The sequence below is a fragment of the Marinomonas sp. CT5 genome (assembly GCF_018336975.1).
Classification (GTDB): Bacteria; Pseudomonadota; Gammaproteobacteria; order Pseudomonadales; family Marinomonadaceae; genus Marinomonas.
In genome coordinates this window covers 3319353-3338124 of the sequence record NZ_CP025572.1, presented here as the reverse complement: position 1 = coordinate 3338124, position 18772 = coordinate 3319353, and the positions used below count along the sequence as shown (strand labels likewise).

Annotated in this window: 22 protein-coding genes; 15 read left to right on the top strand and 7 right to left on the bottom strand. The window is 42.2% G+C overall.

Going from position 1 to position 18772, the window contains the following annotated elements; genetic code table 11:
* From C0J08_RS16025 to C0J08_RS16000, 6 genes are all read left to right on the top strand, one after another.
* Positions 1-510 (top strand): DsbE family thiol:disulfide interchange protein, encoded by a 510-nt coding sequence (locus C0J08_RS16025; RefSeq protein WP_212652924.1) that lies wholly within the window; start codon positions 1-3, stop codon positions 508-510.
* The gene (locus C0J08_RS16020) at positions 507-917 is read left to right on the top strand and encodes a cytochrome c-type biogenesis protein (protein WP_212652923.1); all 411 of its coding nucleotides are present in this window, start codon (positions 507-509) and stop codon (positions 915-917) included. The genes C0J08_RS16025 and C0J08_RS16020 overlap by 4 nt, the downstream gene beginning before the upstream one ends.
* Positions 914-2107 (top strand): tetratricopeptide repeat protein, encoded by a 1194-nt coding sequence (locus C0J08_RS16015; protein ID WP_249344338.1) that lies wholly within the window; start codon positions 914-916, stop codon positions 2105-2107. Before C0J08_RS16020 ends, C0J08_RS16015 begins: the two co-directional genes overlap by 4 nt.
* Positions 2108-2172: 65 nt before the next feature.
* Complete coding sequence (gene zipA, locus C0J08_RS16010) at positions 2173-3204, top strand: cell division protein ZipA (protein ID WP_212652922.1); 1032 nt, start codon at positions 2173-2175, stop codon at positions 3202-3204.
* Between the two features lie 90 nt (positions 3205-3294).
* The gene (ligA, locus tag C0J08_RS16005) at positions 3295-5313 is read left to right on the top strand and encodes an NAD-dependent DNA ligase LigA (RefSeq protein WP_212652921.1); all 2019 of its coding nucleotides are present in this window, start codon (positions 3295-3297) and stop codon (positions 5311-5313) included.
* Positions 5314-5550 carry a YheU family protein gene (locus C0J08_RS16000; RefSeq protein ID WP_212652920.1) on the top strand — a complete coding sequence of 79 codons (237 nt, stop codon included), beginning with the start codon at positions 5314-5316 and terminating at the stop codon, positions 5548-5550.
* A gap of 23 nt (positions 5551-5573) precedes the next feature.
* Here C0J08_RS16000 and cysE read toward each other — a convergent pair whose 3' ends face one another.
* Positions 5574-6392, bottom strand: coding sequence for a serine O-acetyltransferase (gene cysE, locus C0J08_RS15995; RefSeq protein ID WP_212656335.1), 819 nt, complete (start codon positions 6390-6392; stop codon positions 5574-5576).
* A gap of 86 nt (positions 6393-6478) precedes the next feature.
* Here cysE and C0J08_RS15990 point away from each other — a divergent pair, with 86 nt between their 5' ends.
* Positions 6479-6838 (top strand): hypothetical protein, encoded by a 360-nt coding sequence (locus C0J08_RS15990; protein WP_249344337.1) that lies wholly within the window; start codon positions 6479-6481, stop codon positions 6836-6838.
* Positions 6839-6911: 73 nt separating this feature from the next.
* Here the strand turns inward: C0J08_RS15990 and mnmC are convergent, their stop codons facing one another.
* Positions 6912-8909, bottom strand: a complete 1998-nt coding sequence (mnmC, locus tag C0J08_RS15985) for a bifunctional tRNA (5-methylaminomethyl-2-thiouridine)(34)-methyltransferase MnmC2/FAD-dependent 5-carboxymethylaminomethyl-2-thiouridine(34) oxidoreductase MnmC1 (protein ID WP_212652919.1) — start codon at positions 8907-8909, stop codon at positions 6912-6914.
* Positions 8899-9450 carry a peptidylprolyl isomerase gene (locus C0J08_RS15980; RefSeq protein WP_212652918.1) on the bottom strand — a complete coding sequence of 184 codons (552 nt, stop codon included), beginning with the start codon at positions 9448-9450 and terminating at the stop codon, positions 8899-8901. The genes mnmC and C0J08_RS15980 overlap by 11 nt, the downstream gene beginning before the upstream one ends.
* Before the next feature lie 91 nt (positions 9451-9541).
* Between C0J08_RS15980 and C0J08_RS15975 the strand changes: the two genes are divergently transcribed.
* On the top strand, positions 9542-9823 hold the full coding sequence (locus C0J08_RS15975; protein ID WP_212652917.1) for an Rdx family protein: 282 nt from the start codon (positions 9542-9544) through the stop codon (positions 9821-9823).
* Between the two features lie 64 nt (positions 9824-9887).
* On the opposite strand, the gene C0J08_RS15970 is transcribed toward C0J08_RS15975, so the two are convergent.
* Both C0J08_RS15970 and C0J08_RS15965 read right to left on the bottom strand, forming a co-directional pair.
* The gene (locus tag C0J08_RS15970) at positions 9888-10190 is read right to left on the bottom strand and encodes a YciI family protein (RefSeq protein WP_212652916.1); all 303 of its coding nucleotides are present in this window, start codon (positions 10188-10190) and stop codon (positions 9888-9890) included.
* Positions 10191-10192: 2 nt separating this feature from the next.
* Entirely contained in the window at positions 10193-10729 is a 537-nt protein-coding gene (locus tag C0J08_RS15965; RefSeq protein WP_212652915.1) for a septation protein A, read from the bottom strand.
* An 83-nt stretch (positions 10730-10812) separates the two neighbouring features.
* Here C0J08_RS15965 and C0J08_RS15960 point away from each other — a divergent pair, with 83 nt between their 5' ends.
* The 6 genes from C0J08_RS15960 to C0J08_RS15935 all read left to right on the top strand — a co-directional run bounded on the left by C0J08_RS15960 (position 10813) and on the right by C0J08_RS15935 (position 16145).
* Positions 10813-11664: a PHP domain-containing protein gene (locus C0J08_RS15960; RefSeq protein ID WP_212652914.1), complete on the top strand. Its 852-nt coding sequence runs from the start codon at positions 10813-10815 to the stop codon at positions 11662-11664.
* 52 nt (positions 11665-11716) lie between these two features.
* Positions 11717-12337: an L-threonylcarbamoyladenylate synthase gene (locus C0J08_RS15955; RefSeq protein WP_212652913.1), complete on the top strand. Its 621-nt coding sequence runs from the start codon at positions 11717-11719 to the stop codon at positions 12335-12337.
* A 116-nt stretch (positions 12338-12453) separates the two neighbouring features.
* Positions 12454-13356 carry a 23S rRNA pseudouridine(2605) synthase RluB gene (rluB, locus tag C0J08_RS15950; protein ID WP_212652912.1) on the top strand — a complete coding sequence of 301 codons (903 nt, stop codon included), beginning with the start codon at positions 12454-12456 and terminating at the stop codon, positions 13354-13356.
* A 29-nt stretch (positions 13357-13385) separates the two neighbouring features.
* A complete protein-coding gene (locus C0J08_RS15945) occupies positions 13386-13841 on the top strand; it encodes a DUF1499 domain-containing protein (RefSeq protein WP_212652911.1) in 456 nt (151 codons plus the stop codon).
* A gap of 63 nt (positions 13842-13904) precedes the next feature.
* Entirely contained in the window at positions 13905-14624 is a 720-nt protein-coding gene (locus C0J08_RS15940) for a response regulator (RefSeq protein WP_212652910.1), read from the top strand.
* A 6-nt stretch (positions 14625-14630) separates the two neighbouring features.
* Positions 14631-16145, top strand: coding sequence for an ATP-binding protein (locus C0J08_RS15935; RefSeq protein WP_212652909.1), 1515 nt, complete (start codon positions 14631-14633; stop codon positions 16143-16145).
* 75 nt (positions 16146-16220) lie between these two features.
* On the opposite strand, the gene C0J08_RS15930 is transcribed toward C0J08_RS15935, so the two are convergent.
* Positions 16221-17147 carry a LysR family transcriptional regulator gene (locus C0J08_RS15930; protein WP_283247094.1) on the bottom strand — a complete coding sequence of 309 codons (927 nt, stop codon included), beginning with the start codon at positions 17145-17147 and terminating at the stop codon, positions 16221-16223.
* Positions 17148-17237: 90 nt separating this feature from the next.
* Positions 17238-18143 (bottom strand): ornithine carbamoyltransferase, encoded by a 906-nt coding sequence (gene argF, locus C0J08_RS15925; RefSeq protein ID WP_212652908.1) that lies wholly within the window; start codon positions 18141-18143, stop codon positions 17238-17240.
* Positions 18144-18385: 242 nt separating this feature from the next.
* On the opposite strand from argF, the gene grxD reads away from it, so the two are divergent.
* Positions 18386-18715, top strand: a complete 330-nt coding sequence (gene grxD / locus C0J08_RS15920) for a Grx4 family monothiol glutaredoxin (protein WP_212652907.1) — start codon at positions 18386-18388, stop codon at positions 18713-18715.
* Positions 18716-18772 lie beyond the last annotated feature (57 nt).

The following is an 18772-nucleotide window of genomic DNA, read 5'->3' as shown; positions in this document are numbered from 1 at the left end:
ATGCGCAAGTTGCTGTTTTTTTTGCCGTTGTCGGTGTTTCTGGTGCTTGGTGTGGTGTTTTATTTACAGCTCGGCAAAGATGCTGAATATATGCCTTCCGCCTTGGTTGGCAAGCAAGTACCCGATTTTACCTTGGTGTCATTGCAAGACAATCAGGTTTACACCAGTAAGGATTTACCCAATACGCCTTACTTGATTAATTTCTGGGGAACTTGGTGTCCAGCTTGCCATGTTGAACATCCTTTTTTAATGGAATTATCTAATGCTGGCGTGCCTATTGTCGGTATTGATTATAAAGATGAGAAAACACCCGCGGAGCAATGGTTAGAGCAGAAGGGGAATCCTTATCACATTATTTTGATGGATGAGATAGGTAATTTTGGTGTGGATATGGGCGTCACTGGCGCACCAGAAACCTTTGTTGTTAATGGCTCTGGCGTGGTGGTCTATCGACACCAAGGTGTGATAAATGCCGAAAACTGGCCTGAGATAAAAGGCTACATGAAATGATGGCAATGAAAGGTATTTTCTTATCTGTGGTGGTGCTTTTTTCTTTGTCTGTTTTTGCGCAAGAACAAATGCAATTCAGTTCCGAGTTAAACAAAACACGTTATCAAAGTTTGGTCGAAGAGTTGCGTTGTCCGAAATGCCAGAACCAAAGCTTAGCCGATTCTGGCTCAGGGATCGCGGTAGATCTTCGTGAGCTTGTCCATCAGATGATAGAACAAGGTAAAACGGATCAAGAGATTGTTGATTATATGGTGGCGCGATATGGCTCGTTTGTCTTGTATCGTCCGCAACATTCAACCGCCACATTTTTACTTTGGTACGGGCCATTTATTTTGCTTGGAATAGGTTTGTTGACTTTTATTGCCGTGGTAAGGACGAACCGTAAACGACGAGGTCAAAGCGTATGATGGTCGCCTATTTAGTGATGGTTACCCTGATCATTTTGAGTATTGTGTTTCTATTTGGCTTTATGGTTCAGCGGTTTGGTGAGTCTTCTTTACGAGAGGGCGATCAAAATACCGAGTCTTTTGCATTAGTGCGTCAAACCGAGATCGCGCAGGAAGAAGAGGCTGGGCGATTGACCTCTAGTGAGTCTAGACAGTTGCTGCTTGATGTGGATGTTGAAACGTCTTCTATCGATAAACGCAAGCGTAAGGCATTTAATAATGATGTTGTCTTCGCTCGCTGGGTTCTACTTGGCGTCACGGTAGTGGCTGTTTTAGGCAGTTTCAGTCTTTATCAACAGATTGGTTTTGCAAAAGAAGTGGCTTTTACACAAGATTTGCAAACACAGTCATTAACGCCTCAGAAAGTCAGTGACTTTTTACATTATCGCAGTGAACGTTATGGCAGGGTGGAGGATTGGTATTATTTAGCAACGGATTTTGTGAATGCCGAAAAGTATCAAGAAGCGGTTGATGCTTTTGAAAAAGCCTTAGAAAAACTCCCACGTAATGCAGAAAACCGTGTGAATTTGTTAGTTGAATATGCTCAAGCCATTTTTTATGCCAATGGCGGGAAAAGCTCAGATAAAATGCTAAAAGTGGTCGAAGCGATTCTCAAAGTAGCACCGACCCAAGCCACCGCCCTGGATTTAAAAGGCGTGGCCGAGTTTGCCCAGCAGAATTATTTAGGCGCGTTATTAGCATGGCAAGAAGCGATTCGATACAGCGTAAGATCGCCTGAACGCTTAGCGTTGCTTTCTGCGATCGGCAGAGCAAGGCAGTTAGGTCGTATTGATTATCAACAAGTGCCACCGATTATTACGGATCAGATCGCGGTTAAAGTCGAATGGGATAATAGCAAGCATGCCTTTCAGCAAGATGATGTCTTATTAGTCTATGCTGTAGTAAAGGGACAAAAAATGCCGATTGCCATACAGCGAGTATTTCCTGAAGATTTGGGGCAACCTATTTTGTTAACTAACCTTGATGCTTTAATGCCAACGTTAACCTTAGCGGATGTGAATAAAGTAGATTTAATCGTTAAACTGGCCAATGTGAATGACAATGACCTGACAAAAGGTCGAATTATCGGTACAAAGCGTGATTTACTTACAAATCATAAAGAGATTTTCGTAATCAATGTGGCCTTGTAATTGAATCCTAGGCCGCTTCGTTTGATAATACGGGCAACATTAATTAATGCAATTCGGAATAAGTAATGGAATTTAGCTTGCGTGAGTGGCTAATCTTGATTGGGGTCGTCATTATTGTCGTTATCCTCATAGATGGATTTCGTCGGTATAAAAAAGGGCAGGACTTTGCCCAAGCAGATAGTGACTTTACTGATTTAGATGAGTCGGATGATGCTCTGGTGCGTCATAATGCTCCCGATCGATATGACAATGCTGCTTTAAAGCAAAGAAATGAATTGTCACAAGATCCTATTGTGAGTGCTTTTGAAAATGCTCGTAAAACGGCTAAGTCGCCTTTAGCGGAAGTACCTCATAAAGTAGATTCTGGGCCAGAGCTGGATCGTGGAACAGATCTTCATCTTGATGAATTGGCTTCTTTGGTTCCTGAGCGTGATTTTGGAGATTCGGCTATATCGGAGCAAAATTATTCAGATGATGGCTTTTACGAACAAGATGAGCTGGATTTGGATTTTTCTATGGAGACGTCTCATAGTCGAGAAGACCATGAGATCGATAATGACTACGAACGTAGTTATTCTGAGGTCGATATTGATCAATTATCTCCCAACGGAATAGTTGAAGAGATTGAAGAAGACAACATTGATGACAATAGTATTGCTGAAATTGAAGAAGTTATTGTGATCAATATTTTTGCTCCTGAAGATAAAAATTTCTCCGGTATGGAATTGCTGCAACTTATATTGAATTGCGGTATGCGCTATGGCGAAATGGATATCTTCCATCGTCATGAAGATGGTTTTGATCGTGGTCGAGTGCAATTCAGTATGGCAAATGCTATTGAACCTGGGACATTTGATCTGGAAACCATGGGCGAAAGTGAATGTCCTGGTGTGAGCTTTTTTATGGGGCTTCCTGGCCCTAAAAATAGCATGAAAGCCTTTGATTTTATGCTTGAAACCGCACAGACTTTAGTACGTAATTTAGGTGGAGAGTTGCGTGATGAACGACGCTCGCCGATGAGTGATCAAACGATTGCTCACTGTCGTCAGCGAATACGTGATTTTGAGCGTCGCCGATTAATGCGCAATAAACAGTAATATGTATCAAGGCCCTAAGGGGCCTTGGTTGCTTTAGACCTGCCATAAGACCCAATTCGAGTTTATTTATCTATGAGCCAAGAGACAAACATGACGCATCAGCAAATGCTGGATCTGATTCAGCAGCTTAACGATTACAGCTATGCCTATCATGTCAAAGACGAGCCAATCGTTCCTGATGCTGTGTACGATCGAGATTATCGTCAGCTTCAATCTATAGAAGCAGAGCATCCTGATTGGATTCAACCTGATTCGCCTACTCAGCGGGTTGGTGAAAAACCAGACAGTGGTTTTGCCAATGTGGCCCATACTGTTCCCATGCTGTCTTTGGATAATGCTTTTGATAATGAGTCTTTGGCAGACTTTGATCAACGTATTCGTAAGTTAATAAATGCTGATCCTGTGACTTACTGTTGCGAACCGAAACTGGATGGCCTAGCCATTAGTCTGCGTTATGAAGAAGGCCGCTTGGTGCGAGGTGTGACCCGCGGTGATGGTTTGTCTGGTGAAGACATTACTTCGAACATTAAAACAATTTATTCCGTCCCTTTGAAACTGCGTACTAAAACACCGCCAGCGGTGTTGGAAGTTCGTGGTGAAATCTACATGCCAAAAGACGGTTTTGAAAAGCTCAATGCCCAAGCCGTTGAAAAAGGCGAGAAAACCTTTGTCAATCCTCGTAATGCGGCGGCAGGGAGTTTGCGTCAGCTTGATCCTAAAATCACTGCCAAGCGACCTCTTGTTATGTGTGCTTATTCCATTGGCTATGCAGAAGGTTGGGAACAGCCAGAAAGCCATTACGACGGTTTGTTGCAGTTGAGTGAGTGGGGATTTCGTACTAACGATTTGATGAAAAAAACCGAAGGCGCTCAAGGCTGTATTGATTACTACGAAATGCTTAATGAAAAACGCGCCAGTTTGTCTTATGACATTGATGGTATTGTTTATAAGGTGGATCAAATTGCGCTGCAAAACCAATTAGGGTTTATTGCCCGTGCCCCGCGTTGGGCCATTGCGAGAAAATTTCCCGCTCAGGAAGAGATGACTCGTATTTTAGGGGTGGATTTTCAGGTCGGTCGTACCGGTGCGATTACTCCTGTTGCGCGATTGGAGCCCGTGTTTGTTGGTGGTGTGACGGTATCGAATGCCACTTTGCACAACAAAGACGAGATTGCTCGATTGGGTGTGAAGGTGAATGATTTTGTGATTGTTCATCGCGCGGGAGACGTGATTCCTAAGGTAGTGCAAGTAGTCACTGATAAACGTCCTGAGAACGCGACAGAGGTTGTTTTTCCAGAAATTTGTCCAGTTTGTGGCTCAGACTTAGAGCAGGTTGAAGGTGAAGCTGTCATTCGTTGTACTGGTGGCTTGGTTTGCGGTGCGCAGCTAAAAGAATCCCTAAAGCATTTTGTTTCCCGTAAAGCAATGGACATAGATGGTTTGGGTGATAAATTGATTGAGCAGCTGGTGGATCAACAGTTGGTTAAAACGCCCGTTGACATTTTCACCTTGAGCGAGAAAAAAGACATCTTATTGTCTATGGAGCGAATGGGGCAAAAGTCAGTTGATAAGCTCTTGGAGTCAATAGAGTCAGCTAAGCAAACACAAATCAACCGTTTTATTTATGCGTTGGGTATTCGTGAAGTAGGTGAAGCAACGGCCCGAGCTTTAACGAACTATTTTACTGAGCTTGACGATTTAATGGCGGCCGATCAAGACGCCTTGGTGGAGGTGGAAGATGTTGGGCCTATTGTTGCTCAACATGTGCGTCTGTTCTTTGAACAAGAATTGAACCGAGAGACCATCAAAGGCTTGCTGGCGGCTGGTGTCGTTTGGCAGAAAAAGCAGCAGGTCTCTGCAGATGAATTGCCTTTGTCCGGTAAAACGTATGTTGTGACTGGCTCACTAAGTCAATTTAGTCGAGATCAGGTTAAAGACAAGTTGCAAGCATTAGGTGCTAAGGTCAGCGGTTCCGTTTCTGCAAAAACGGATTGTTTGGTGGCTGGAGAAAAAGCAGGTTCTAAACTTACCAAGGCGCAGTCTTTAAATGTGCCTATTATTGATGAAGCGGGTGTTATCGCTTTGCTCACTGAACATGGAGCGATTTAATTGGATACATTAATACCCTATGACTCATTAGCGGCCGAAACACTGGAAGCTATTTTAGATGACATTGTGTCCCGTGATGGTACAGATTATGGAGATTACGATTTGTCTTCAGCGCAAAAGCGTGAACAAGCATTAAGAGCGTTGCAAAGTGGGGAGGCTGTGCTTTTGTTTGATACAGAGAGCGAAACCATCAAAATGATTCCGAAAAGTGACTTAGGTAACTACGATCTTTTTTAAGATCCTAGTTACCTTGATTTTGATTAGGCTTCGTCGCAATCTCGAACACAATGATTGATATTATGATCCATCGCTCTAGATGGATCTTCTCCCATATTGCGACCAACCACTTTTGCCGGAACGCCAGCAACAGTGGTATGGTGTTCAACTGGTTCTAATACCACGCTACCGGCACCTATTTTTGCACCTTCACCAATTTCAATATTTCCTAGTATTTTTGCACCAGCACCAATCAATACGCCTGAGCGAATTTTTGGATGACGATCGCCGTGTTCTTTACCGGTACCACCTAGCGTGACGGATTGCAAAATCGAGACGTTGTCTTCAATCACGCAGGTTTCACCGACAACAAGACCTGTTGCGTGATCCAGCATGATGCCACAGCCTATGGTCGCTGCTGGGTGAATGTCGACACTGAAAACCATAGACATTTGTCCCTGTAAATACATGGCTAAACTCTTGCGATTATTTTTCCAAAGCCAGTTTGCCACACGGTAGGTTTGCAATGCGTGGAAACCTTTGAAAAAAAGCAGCGGAGTGGTATGTGTATCACAAGCAGCATCCCGTTCTTTTATCGCTAAAATATCTTGCTCGATGCAGCGGACAATGCCAGAGTGTTTATCGGCCATGGCTTCTTCAAAGACTTCTCGCAAAACCATAGCGGGAATTGATATGCTGTCTAGCTTGCTGGCGAGTAAAAAACTGAGAGCAGAGCACAATGATTCGTGACGTAATATAGTGGTATTGAAGTAACTCGCTAAAATCGGCTCGTCTTGGGCAAGCTTTTTGGCTTCATCTTGTATAGATGGCCACAAATTGTCAGAGGTCACAGCTTGTTGCATTCTTGTACTCAAGGGGTATTCACCTATATCAATTCACGTTTAGAATATAGGTTATAAGGTTAGGGTTAAACATTACAAGGGGCAATGTGAAGATTGCTCAAAAAGATGGAGATAATATGTCTAAAAAAAATGTTGCTGATGCACTGCATATCTTTTATGAATTAAATAGTGTCTTTTCCGATGCCTATTGGGAAACTAATGATATAAATCAGAAAGATCGCTTTTTTGCGATGAAAGGCATATTACAAGATGAGCTTGATGAATTGCATAAGCTAAGTCTGCAGGATCATGTATATCCTTATGAGCCAATTAATCCAAGCCTGTTGCAATTGAGTGATAAATTAAGAGCTTTGCTTCCAGAACTGAATCATTATGTTTTTCGACCTCAAACTTCTAGTCGATTTGCTGAGCTTATTCCAAGTGCTTGTGCCTTGTTTGAGTCTTAAGAGATGATTGGCGTAACACTCACTGCATTGAGTTTTTTTAATGACTTAATGTCGTGAGTGTCAGTGTCTTGCTTTATGATATTTGGCTACGTTTTAGATCACGAATGATGAAACGGCTCGGGTGTAGCTTATGGCTAATCGTATGCTCCAAAGGCGATGGCGTACCCATTATTAAGCTAGCAATATAACTGCCACTCAATGGTGTTGAAATCAGTCCCCGCGAACCATGCCCAATATTGAGATAAAGCTGTTTTATCGGCTCTGCGATTTCATTGTTCTTCCATTTAGCATTCTTCATTAGAGTCGAATAGGTGTGTTGATAGACTTGTTCTGATTGGATTGGTCCCACAATAGGCGTGTAATCAGGTACTGCACATCGAAAAGATACTCGTCCACCGCAATCCGCACTATCAAATGTCTGCTTAGGCAGTAATAACAGACTTTCTAGAATCGCTAGGTTTCGCTGATGGCCTTCGTCTCTTACTTGATCATCTTGGTCTTTTAGATCATAGGTAGAGCCAAAATGCAGCAATCCATTGATGGAAGGGGATACATAACCAAACTCACATAGTACCTTGTCGAAATCCGTTTTATCAGCAGACTCTCCAGCGGCTAGACAAGCTTGTTTGGCTTTCTCTAAGTCAGTATAAGACACTTGGCCTCGAATGGGGTAGTCTGGCGTGTTGGGTGCAACACCCAGCGATTTTGTATCATTCGCTGTACATAACACAACATGTGAAAAGTGGCTCACACGATCGCCCGACTGTGCAGCCCATCCTTGTGTTGCATTCTCTGTCTCAGTAAGTTGGTCTAGTCTGGTGTTTAAGCGAACTTGAATATTTTCATGGGCCAATAATGTCTCACAAAGTTTTGTGAGCACCACCCAGCCAGAAAGGGGTAAATGTAGGCTGCCTTCTCTGTGTTTTGAGGCTTGTAGAATGGTTTCAGGGTAAAGCTTTTCAGTTAGTAGTTTTTTGAAACGTTCGGCTTCTTTATCATGCTTGGGGATTTGTATTAGCCCACATGCGTCCCAAAACGCTTTATTCTTATCTAAACTGGAGTATAGGCGATTAGCATGTAAATACGCGGATAAATAAAAGCGGTTTACGGGCGTGTCTTGGGACGCGAGTTTTGGATACAACATGCCTTGTGGGTTGCCCGAAGCGCCGCCTGCAATACAGTTACCTTGTTCCCAGACTTCTACTTTTATGCCTTGTCTGGCGAGAGCGTAAGCGGTATTGGCACCCGCTATACCGGCTCCAACGACGAGTACTTTGCTTATTTCAGTGGGCGTGTCTTGTCGAAGATTAAACCATGACTGGCCTTGTGACATTCGCTCGGTAAGTGGTGCGGTTACTGTGTTGAGTTCACCGACAGACATCTCTCTTTTTTGGCCAAAGCCTTTTACTTTGCGAACATCAAAGCCAACATTTTTTAAACCTCTGCGTACAATTCCTGCGGCAGTAAAGGTGGAGAATGTTGTGCCTTGATGGCTAAGTCGATGGATGTGTTTAAACAGATTGTCGGACCACATTTCCGGGTTTTTACTGGGTGCGAAACCATCAAGAAACCAAGCATCCACATCTGCGTCGAGAGCTGCAAAACCCTCTTCTGCTTCGCCAAACCATAAGGTGAGCTGAACGCGTCCTTGTTCCAATTCAATACGATGAAAGCCATGGCAAACTTCGGGATAAGCATCAATTAATTGCTGGCTAAAATGCTGCATGGAAGGCCACATTTTTAATGCGTTTGTTAGCATCTCTTTTGTCATGGGGTATTTTTCAACCGAGACAAAATGTAGTTGCTTATCACTAGCAGCATCGTCCAAAAATGCCTGCCAAGCACATAAAAAGTTTAGTCCTGTGCCAAATCCTGTTTCAGCAATAACAAAGGCATTTGTTTGTAATGCTTGCCAACGCTCAGTTAACTGATTGTTTTTCAAAAAAACGTGTCGAGTTTCTTCCAATCCAGATTCTTTATCAAAGTAGACATCATCAAATTGGTTGGAATGAGGGGCGCCGTCGTCGCCCCAACTTAGCTCTGGAGATTTTAATTGGTAACTAGTTAACACGCGTGATGCTCTCAATAATAACGGGTGTCTGTGGAACATTTTTATAAGGGCCAACAGTGGATGTTGGTACGGCAGAAATGGTATCAACAATGTCCATTCCTGAAACGACTTTACCAAATACGGTGTAGCCAGCGCCACCACGAGCGCCATGATTTAGAAATGTATTATCTACTTGGTTTATAAAGAATTGTGATGTTGCACTGTTTGGGTCTTGAGTACGTGCCATGGATAAAGTGCCGCGATTATTTGCCAGTCCATTATCGCCTTCGTAAGCCACTGCTTGGTGTGTATTTTTACGTTCTAGGTCTTTGGTGAAGCCTCCACCCTGAATCATAAAACCACGAATAACACGGTGGAAAATAGTGCCATTGTAAAAGCCTTCGTCGGCATAGCGTAAAAAATTGGCAACGGTTTTTGGAGCAGCTTTGTCATTTAAGTCAACTAAAATCGAACCTTTGTTGGTTAAAATATCGACTTCAGTTGCGTTTACTTGTGAACAAAAAGCGAAAAGAGCCAGACTAGAGATAAGATATTTACGCATAGAACTACTTCCTAATTAAGTGTTTGAGCAATAATATTCGTTGTGTCGTGACGTTCCAAGACGTCTTCTTAAAGTACCGGAGAGAAAGCAAATGCGAACTGCAGCCGTAGAAATTGAATATTGTACCTTATGTCGCTGGATGTTGCGTGCGGCTTGGTTATCACAAGAGCTGTTAACCACATTTGATGAGGATATAAAAAGTGTCACTTTGTTGCCAACGCAAGGTGGTATTTTTAAAGTTCGTGTGAATGGTGAAGAGATCTGGTGTCGAAAAAAAGAAGATGGTTTTCCAGAAGCAAAAGTTTTGAAGCAACGAATGCGAGATGTGATTGACCCTGAGCGAGATCTTGGTCATTCAGATATCAAAAAGTAGTAACAAAAAAGCCGCTTAGTAAGTACTTGGCTTATGAAGCGGCTTACGTATTTATTGGATGATATTAATTCGGGAAGACTTGCTTAAAGGGCTTAACCGTTACATTTTTATAAACACCTGCGGCCACATAAGGATCTGCGTCCGCCCAAGCTTTCGCTTCTTCAAGGCTAGCAAACTCAGCAACGACAACGCTGCCACTGAAGCCTGCATCGCCTGGATTATCAGAGTCAATGGCGGGATTGGGACCAGCTAAGACCAAACGACCTTCGTTTTGCAAAGTTTCTAAGCGAGCTAAATGAGCAGGACGAGTTTGCTGACGAGCATTAAGACTGTTTGCTACATCTTCACCAATAATAGAGTAAAGCATTGTTATTCCTTATTTTGTATGTGTGATGACAAGTAGATGCCTTGAAGTAAAATAAAAACTATGGTCATTCCAAGCAGGCCAAATAGTTTAAAATCTACCCATATTTCTTCGCTGTAAGTAAAAGCCACATATAGGTTGGCTGCACCAGAAATAATAAAAAATCCAACCCAGGCAAGGTTCAAGGTGCGCCAGACTTTGAACGGTAGTTCTAGCTTATCGCCCATCATGCGTTGGATAATGTTTTTGTCCCCAATAAACTGGCTTCCTAAAAAGGCAATAGCAAATAAACCGTTTACAATAGTGGGTTTCCATTTAATGAAGTCGCCATCTCCTAAAAGAACGGTTGCGCCACCAAGTAAAATCACTAAGGCTAGCGATACCAAGTGCATTTTTTCTATCGTTTTGTTTTTAAACCAAGTAAAGCCAACCTGAATGATAGTTGCTGGGATTAAAACCGCAGTCGCAATGATAATACTCCCCGTCATTTTATAAATAACAAAGAAGATAATAATAGGCAGGAAGTCGAACAGTATTTTCATATAAAAATCCAGTGGATGTATACTAAAGAGTATGTATGCTAGTCTAATGATAACCATCATTCCTTTTAAAGAACAGCCAATCTATGCCTGAAGCCGCAAGTTACCGTAAGGTTGATTTACACACGCATTCTACCTGTTCAGATGGACGTCTATCTCCGACTGAATTGGTTGATCTTGCCGTAGAGCAGAAAGTGTCTTTGTTTGCATTAACTGATCATGACTCTCTGGATGGTATTAGCGAAGCAAGAGCCAGGGCCGCAGAGCATAATTTAAGTTTTATTTATGGTGTTGAATTGTCGACCCAATGGAATGGTATTCCTTTACATATGGTGGCGTTAAATTTTGAGCCGGATAATAAGGCTATTTTATCCCTTGTGAGAGGCAATCAGGCTATACGGTTGGATCGAGCACGACGTATTGCTAATTTGCTAGTAAAACAAGGTTTGCCGGATTTGTTTGATGAAGCCGTTGAATTAGCGGGTGATAGTCAGCTAGGTCGACCACATTTTGCGACCCTGCTAGTGGAAAAAGGTTATGTTAAGGACACCAATAAAGCGTTTGATCGCTATTTGGGGAATAAGAAATTAGGCCAATTACGCGATGTCTGGCCAGAGCTTGAAGATGTTTTGTCGTCTCTTTCTGATCAGGGGGCTGAATTGATCCTAGCTCACCCTAAACGTTACCCCTTAACAGTAACAAAATTGAAGCGGTTATTGGGTGACTTTAAGAAATGGGGCGGAACAGGTATGGAAATTGTTTCAGGTAATGAACGTCCAGATAGCGTTCGCTTACTGGAAAGGTTGTCCAGAGAGTTTGATCTAAAAGCATCGGTGGGCAGCGATTATCATGGGCCGTTTGGACCATGGATGCAGGTTGGTAAATTTACGCAAATACATGAAAGTGAAGTGGATTTAGTTTGGCAGAGTTGGAAATAAAAGACGAAGCTTCACTCTAAGTTTTTATTTTAATATTTTATTGGAGATCAGGTTGAGTCAATTTTTTCAGATACACCCAGAAAATCCACAGGTGCGATTAATAAAGCAGGCCGCTGAAGTCATGCGCAATGGTGGTGTTATTGCTTATCCGACAGATTGTGGGTATTCACTTGGCTGTCATCTAGGTGATAAAAACGCACAAGATAGAATTCGTGCAATTCGTCGCTTAGATGATAAACATAATTTTACTTTGGTGTGTCGAGACCTGTCTGAAATTTCTACTTATGCACGTTTTGATAATCATCTTTATCGCTTATTAAAAAATAATACACCAGGCCCTTATACCTTTATTTTTAATGCGACTTCAGAAGTGCCGAGACGCTTGATGCACCCAAAGAGAAAAACCATTGGTATTCGAATTCCAAATAACCAAATTGTTTCGGCGTTATTAGAAGAGCTTGGCGAACCTATTATGAGTGTGTCTCTTATTTTGCCGGGAGAAACTGACCCTATGACAGATCCATATGATATTCGTGATACTTTGGAGCATGCGCTAGATTTAGTGATTGATGGTGGTTTTTGTGGACTAGAGCCAACGACGGTTGTCAAAATGGATGCCGATAATGTCGAGGTAGTTCGTGTTGGTGCCGGTGATCCAGCACCTTTTAAGTAAAATTTTGATATTCAGCTGTCAAGGCTTATAAAGTGTGTCTTATAATACTGACTAATGGTTGAAATTTATATTATTAAACTGGGTTGCTGAGAAGCATTCCCTCAAAGAGGTTCGTAATGGACGAGAAGTTACAAAAAGTATTAGCGAGAGCGGGTCAAGGTTCACGCCGTGAAATGGAAAACCGCATCCGTGAAGGTCGAGTGTTGGTTAATGGTGAGGTTGCAACGTTAGGCGATCGAGTAAGCACTAAAGACACCATTACCATAGATGGTTATACCATTGTTGCGACAGAAGCGGGTGAAAACCGTCGCGTTATTATTTACAACAAACCAGAAGGCGAAGTCTGTACTCGTAAAGACCCAGAAGGTCGACCAACTGTGTTTGATAAATTACCAAAGTTGCGTGGTGAGCGATGGATTGCCGTAGGTCGTTTGGACATTAATACGTCTGGATTGTTGCTATTTACTACAGATGGTGAATTGGCAAATCGCTTGATGCACCCTTCGACTGAGATTGACCGAGAGTATCTTGTTCGAGTGATGGGGGAAGTCACGGATGAAAACTTAGCCGCGCTTAAAAAAGGCGTGATTTTGGATGATGGCGTTGCTAAGTTTACCGACATTGTTGATGGTGGTGGCGAAGGTATTAACCGTTGGTTTTATGTTTGTTTGATGGAAGGTCGTAACCGTGAGGTTCGTCGCTTGTGGGAATCTCAAGGTGTCAAAGTGAATCGTTTGAAGCGTGTTCGTTTTGGTCCTGTTTTCTTACCGTCTAAAGCAAAAGTTGGCCGTTGGGTTGAAATGGAAGAGACAGATGTAAACTCCTTATGTGCGATGGTTGATCTAAAATTATCGGAGCTAAAACCAAAAACTCAGCAAGAGAAATTAGAGCTGAAGCGTCATAAAAACAAAGCGACTGCTGGTGGCGCCCGTCGTACACCTGCCAAGGGATTTGATTGGCAGAGCAATGATAAACCTGAGTTTAAGCCTAAAAAACCAGGTAAAAGGTCATTTCGTTAAGATAAAAATTGGTTGGGAGTTGTAGAGGCATGGTTCGCTGGATAGTGGCATTAATCGTTGTATTACTCGCAGGTTTTTTTATTTATGTCTTTTTAAATAATAAGCTGCCAGAAGGGCTTGGTGTAGCTGATGGCACGCTAAAGTCCTGTCCTACTTCACCGAACTGTGTTTCAACTCAAGCGCTTGAGGATGATGTTGAACACTTTGCTGAGCCTATAGTCTATAAGGGCAAACGAAAAAATACGCAGCTTAAAATCGAATCTTTTATGTTGAATAAAGGGAATGCTCGTATTGTGAGTAGCTATTTAGGCTACGTTCATTTTGAAGTGAAAAGCAAACTGTTTGGTTTTATTGATGATGTTGAATTTTATTTACCAGAGGCCGATAGTGTTGTGCATGTTCGTTCTGCTTCACGAGTTGGTTATTCCGATTTCGGTGTAAATCGTAAGAGAGTTAGACAAATTCAAGATCTTCTAGTAGATTGATTTTAAAGAAATTGATATTTATCCACTAAATCTGAAATGACAACAACTGGACGAGGATTGCCCATGAGCGTAGATGACAACCAAACTATTTTGATTGTTGAGGACGATGAGCGATTAGCCCTGCTCACTCAAGAGTATTTGCAGAAAAATGGCTTTGAAGTGGGGATTGAACCTGATGGTCGTAAGGCTATCTCTCGTATAGTTTCGGAGCAACCTTCTCTTGTTATTTTAGATCTTATGCTGCCTGGTGCGGATGGCTTTACAGTATGTAGAAGTGTTCGTAATGATTACAAAGGCCCTATCTTGATGTTAACGGCTCGAAGTGACGATGTAGATCAGATTTTGGGCTTAGAAATTGGTGCCGATGATTATGTTTCTAAGCCAGCGAAGCCGAGAGTTTTGCTCGCACGCGTGCAATCCCTATTACGTCGCAGTACACAAGATGTCGACTTGACTTTGGATCTTTCTAAAGAAGAGCCTAATTTGACATTTGGGCCTTTGAAAATTGACAATTCTCGTCGTGAAGCTTGGTTAGAAGGCGAAGAAATTGAACTTACCAGTGCGGAATTTGATTTGTTGTGGCTTCTTTCTAGCAATGCCGGACGCATATTGAGTAGAGAAGAGATTTTTGGTGAATTGCGTGGTATTGAATACGATGGCCAAGATCGCTCCGTTGATGTTCGAATTTCACGTATACGCTCTAAAATAGGTGATGACCCCATTCATCCACGTCGTATCAAAACCATTCGTAGCAAAGGCTATTTGTTTGTAAAAGAAGTGTAATCGAAAATGCGAGCGGAAATGTGGCGGCTTTATCGACACCTTATCTTTGGTGGTGTTGTCATTGTAGTGTGTTGTTACGCCGTCTTAGAGTTTACTCAAATTCGATTTGGCATATCAAAAGTAGAGCAATTACTCGATTTAGATGCTGAAGTAAGCTCTGCTTTACTGCTTTCTGGGGTTCGTCAAACCATTCCTGAATCTCAATTCACCTGGACTACTCAGTCCTCAGACCATTTTACTCCATCAACCATCGCTTCTCTTATAGAAGAAAAGCAATGGCTGAAATTTCCTGATGATAGTTATCAAATAACCTTTGGTGCGCATGATGCACCCGTTTTAACGGGTAAAATCGAATCGGGGAGTGGTATCTTTAAAGTTGATGCTTTGATCAGGCTTTTTTTGCTAAGTAATCAGATAACTTACGAAGACAAAATTCGCTTAATTAAAAGCATGTCGTGTTGTTCTCTTGAGCCTATTTCCGCAACAGTTACTGCGCCATTAACAAGCATTTCCCGAGCGAATGGTAGTGAAACGGAATATGGTTTTATTTGGCGAGATGCAGGAACGCGAAAGACTGTTTATTTATCATTAAATGATAATGAGGCATTCTCTTTAGGACTTATTTCAGTAGCGGTTGTTGGGATTGGTATCACCATCATGTTGATGCTTATCTGGAGGGAGCTTATTTCACTTGATTTTAAGCGTAAGACGTTTGAAAGCATCACTCGCCAGATTGCTCGTGGTAGGAGTGGTTTACCTAAAGGCATTCCTGATAGCAGTGGTACATTAAAAGAACTAGCGTATTCATTTGATTCCATGTCTTCTCATATTCAGAGGTTGCTGAAAGTCCAGCGCGAAATGATAAACGCTATTTCTCATGAGCTTAGGACTCCAATTGCTCGTTTGCGTTTTGGTTTGGAGGTTATGAAGGATGAAGTGGATGATAGTGCAGCTAAGACCATAGAAGCATTGGAAGGTGATATTGAAGAGCTGAATACGCTCGTTGATGAGGTATTAACGTACGGCAAACTGGAAGGTGGGTCGTTAGCACTTAACTTCAAAGAAATTTCAATTTCGCAGCTGGTTGAGGGGATTTTACAGCATAATCATTTGTTGCTTCAGCATTTGAGTGTCGAGGTTAATATTGATGAATCAGATATTGTAATGGCTGATGAGCATCATTTAAGTCGAGCTTTACAAAACCTGATATTAAACGCAGCAAAATATGCCGCCAGTATGATAACAATCAATTTCTCTCATGATGCAGATCGATGGCAATTGGATATTGAAGATGATGGTCCAGGTATTGCTTTTGAAGATAGGGATAAGGTTTTCATACCTTTTCAACGCCTAGATAATAGCCGTACCCGGGCTTCAGGTGGTTACGGGCTTGGTTTAGCCATCGTTCAAAAAATAGCTTTCTGGCATGGTGGAGCTGTTTTGATTGATGCGAGTGAGACCGGTGGTGCTAAGTTTAGTTTGATTTGGTCGCGTAATCAGCATCAGAACTCTTTGTCCTGATGCTGTACTTATAACGATTAGCTTTTATCGACTAAGCTTGTTACATCATTTGAAAGTGGCTTTTTAGTGATACTTTTAAAGCTCTGGCGCTAAAATTCCTTTTAAGTTTTTAAAGCAAGTTTTTGAGGCCGTAGAAATTAAATCTTCCATATAGGCGTTCTCTCGCTGATCTTTTCTGATAGCTAAATATAACTTACACCAAACACCTTCTTCACCTAGAGATTTGGTAATGACATACTGTCGGTTGGTGTACTCAGTTAGTGCCCAATTTGGTAAACAGCATACCCCTCGCCCACTGGCCACAAGTTGCATCATCATGAGTGTTAATTCGCTATGGCGAATTTTAGCCGGCGATACATCTGCAGGTGTTAAAAAGTGTTTGAAAATATCAAGTCTTTCTGGCTCTACAGGATAGGTGATGAGTGTTTCCTTTTCGAAATCTTCGGGAGTTAGAAATTCTTTTTTGGCTAGAGCGTGATGTCTAGACAAAGCAACTTGTGACTCATATTGAAATAAAGGAATGTATTCAATATTGGGAATATCCTGTGGGTCAGAGGTAACAACAAGGTCTAAATCGCCACGAGCTAATGCTGGTAAGGGCATGAAACCAAAAGCAGTAGAGAGATCAAGTTCAACATCCGGCCAATGCTCACGAAAGTGGTCAATGGTGGGCATAAGCCATTCATAACAACTATGGCATTCAATCGCTATGTGTAATCGGCCACTCTCACCTTCAGCGAAGCGCTGGATATCTCGTTGTGCTGAGCGAAAGGATAAGAGCACATCATCAGCTAATTGTAATAAGCGTAACCCGGCACTAGTGAATCGGACTGGTTTGGTTTTCCTAATGAAAAGAGGGCAGCCTAGCTTTTCTTCTAGATCTTTGAGCTGGTGTGACAGGGCAGATTGCGTTAAGTGAACTCGTTCGGCGGCTTCAACTAAACTGCCTGTTTCTCTTAGTGCGGTCAGTGTTTTTAAATGCCTAACTTCAATTATGCTCATGGTAATTCACTGTTGTTGAGTTTTATTCAATACATGGATGCAAAAAAAGCTCGTAGATAAAAAATTATTCATACGAGCTTGGATATTGTCCTAGCCGCAAAGCAAAAATTCAAGTAGTGCTTTTTGTGCATGTAAACGGTTTTCAGCTTCATCCCAGACGACACTGTCTGGACGATCAATAACATCAGCAGTGACTTCCTCGCCTCGGTGGGCTGGAAGACAGTGCATGAATAAAGCGTCCGAATTGGCTTTAGCCATCAGTTCGCTATTCACTTGGAAGCCTTCAAAGTCTTTCAGGCGTTGTTCTTGCTCATCTTCTTGGCCCATTGAGGCAAATACATCTGTGACGATGAGGTCTGCTCCTTCCGCAGCTTGATGAGCATCATGAAGTACGGTTACTCGGTCAGCATGTTCTGCAACTAAATCAGCAGGTGGTTCATAACCAACTGGGCAGGCGACAACCAGATGAAAATTCAGCAATTCGGCCGCGTTAATGTAAGAATTACACATGTTGTTACCATCGCCAACCCAAACGACTTTTTTGCCTTCAATAGAGCCACGATGCTCCTGATAAGTTTGCATATCTGCAAGTAGCTGGCATGGATGGAAGTCGTCGGTCAGTGCATTAATAACTGGCACAGAAGAGTACTTAGCAAAGGTTTCAACTGTTTTGTGGTCAAAGGTTCTGATCATTACCGCATCGACCATGCTAGAAATGACGCGAGCACTGTCTTCTACCGGCTCGCCACGTCCTAATTGAGTGTCTCGAGATGACAGAAACATTGCGTGACCGCCAAATTGAGCCATTCCAGCCTCGAAAGAAACTCGAGTTCGAGTGGATGACTTTTCAAAAATCATCGCTAAGACTCGATTCTTCAGCGGCTGAAATAAGGTGCCTTCATGATGTATTTTCTTTAGCTCTGAAGCTCGTAGTAGTAATTGTTTTAACTCGTCGGAAGATAAATCCTTCAGAGTAAGAAAATGTCTTGGCGACACACAGGACTCCTTGATTGTCTTTGAAAAAGGGAATCGATCAATTTAATACAGTCAGCTAGGCGAGTAAAGCCCAATTAACGACAGAAAGTACAAATGAAAGCCGGTTTCTGGGGTTGTAAAAATACCATCAAACCCCATAAACTGATGCAAGTTTAATGAAATTTATAGTCTCAACTTTAGGTAGGGACATTTATTATGTTTTTACCGTTATTGAGAAGCAGTTGCAGAGCGAGGTTTTTTGCATGAGTAATACAATCGAAACAATTAAAGAGCAGATTAGTAGTAACGACATTTTGTTGTACATGAAAGGCAACCCTCGTGCTCCACAGTGTGGCTTTTCATCCCAAGCCGTTCAAGCGCTGATGTCTTGTGGTGAGCGTTTTGCTTTTGTGAATATTTTGGAGAATCCAGATATTCGTGCAGAATTACCAAAATTTGCAAACTGGCCGACTTTTCCACAGCTTTGGGTAAAAGGTGAATTAGTTGGAGGATGCGATATCATAGTGGAGATGGCTGCTAACGGTGAATTACAAACACTGGTTAAAGAAGCGGCTGGTTCTTCTGAAGAATAAATTTTGGTGTCGCTTGCGTATTGAAAGCGACGCTTTTGAGTTAAACATTAAGCAATA

What these genes read in the sequence shown, in the direction of transcription:
- rluB (WP_212652912.1), top strand. Translation starts at nt 12,454, where the DNA reads ATGGACGAGAAGTTACAAAAAGTATTAGCGAGAGCGGGTCAAGGTTCA.
- C0J08_RS15965 (WP_212652915.1), bottom strand. Translation starts at nt 10,729, where the DNA reads ATGAAAATACTGTTCGACTTCCTGCCTATTATTATCTTCTTTGTTATT.
- cysE (WP_212656335.1), bottom strand. Translation starts at nt 6,392, where the DNA reads ATGCAACAAGCTGTGACCTCTGACAATTTGTGGCCATCTATACAAGAT.
- C0J08_RS16015 (WP_249344338.1), top strand. Translation starts at nt 914, where the DNA reads ATGATGGTCGCCTATTTAGTGATGGTTACCCTGATCATTTTGAGTATT.
- C0J08_RS15945 (WP_212652911.1), top strand. Translation starts at nt 13,386, where the DNA reads ATGGTTCGCTGGATAGTGGCATTAATCGTTGTATTACTCGCAGGTTTT.
- zipA (WP_212652922.1), top strand. Translation starts at nt 2,173, where the DNA reads ATGGAATTTAGCTTGCGTGAGTGGCTAATCTTGATTGGGGTCGTCATT.
- C0J08_RS15970 (WP_212652916.1), bottom strand. Translation starts at nt 10,190, where the DNA reads ATGCTTTACTCTATTATTGGTGAAGATGTAGCAAACAGTCTTAATGCT.
- C0J08_RS16020 (WP_212652923.1), top strand. Translation starts at nt 507, where the DNA reads ATGATGGCAATGAAAGGTATTTTCTTATCTGTGGTGGTGCTTTTTTCT.
- ligA (WP_212652921.1), top strand. Translation starts at nt 3,295, where the DNA reads ATGACGCATCAGCAAATGCTGGATCTGATTCAGCAGCTTAACGATTAC.
- C0J08_RS15980 (WP_212652918.1), bottom strand. Translation starts at nt 9,450, where the DNA reads ATGCGTAAATATCTTATCTCTAGTCTGGCTCTTTTCGCTTTTTGTTCA.
- C0J08_RS15975 (WP_212652917.1), top strand. Translation starts at nt 9,542, where the DNA reads ATGCGAACTGCAGCCGTAGAAATTGAATATTGTACCTTATGTCGCTGG.
- C0J08_RS15930 (WP_283247094.1), bottom strand. Translation starts at nt 17,147, where the DNA reads ATGAGCATAATTGAAGTTAGGCATTTAAAAACACTGACCGCACTAAGA.
- C0J08_RS16025 (WP_212652924.1), top strand. Translation starts at nt 1, where the DNA reads ATGCGCAAGTTGCTGTTTTTTTTGCCGTTGTCGGTGTTTCTGGTGCTT.
- C0J08_RS15960 (WP_212652914.1), top strand. Translation starts at nt 10,813, where the DNA reads ATGCCTGAAGCCGCAAGTTACCGTAAGGTTGATTTACACACGCATTCT.
- C0J08_RS15935 (WP_212652909.1), top strand. Translation starts at nt 14,631, where the DNA reads ATGCGAGCGGAAATGTGGCGGCTTTATCGACACCTTATCTTTGGTGGT.
- C0J08_RS15940 (WP_212652910.1), top strand. Translation starts at nt 13,905, where the DNA reads ATGAGCGTAGATGACAACCAAACTATTTTGATTGTTGAGGACGATGAG.
- grxD (WP_212652907.1), top strand. Translation starts at nt 18,386, where the DNA reads ATGAGTAATACAATCGAAACAATTAAAGAGCAGATTAGTAGTAACGAC.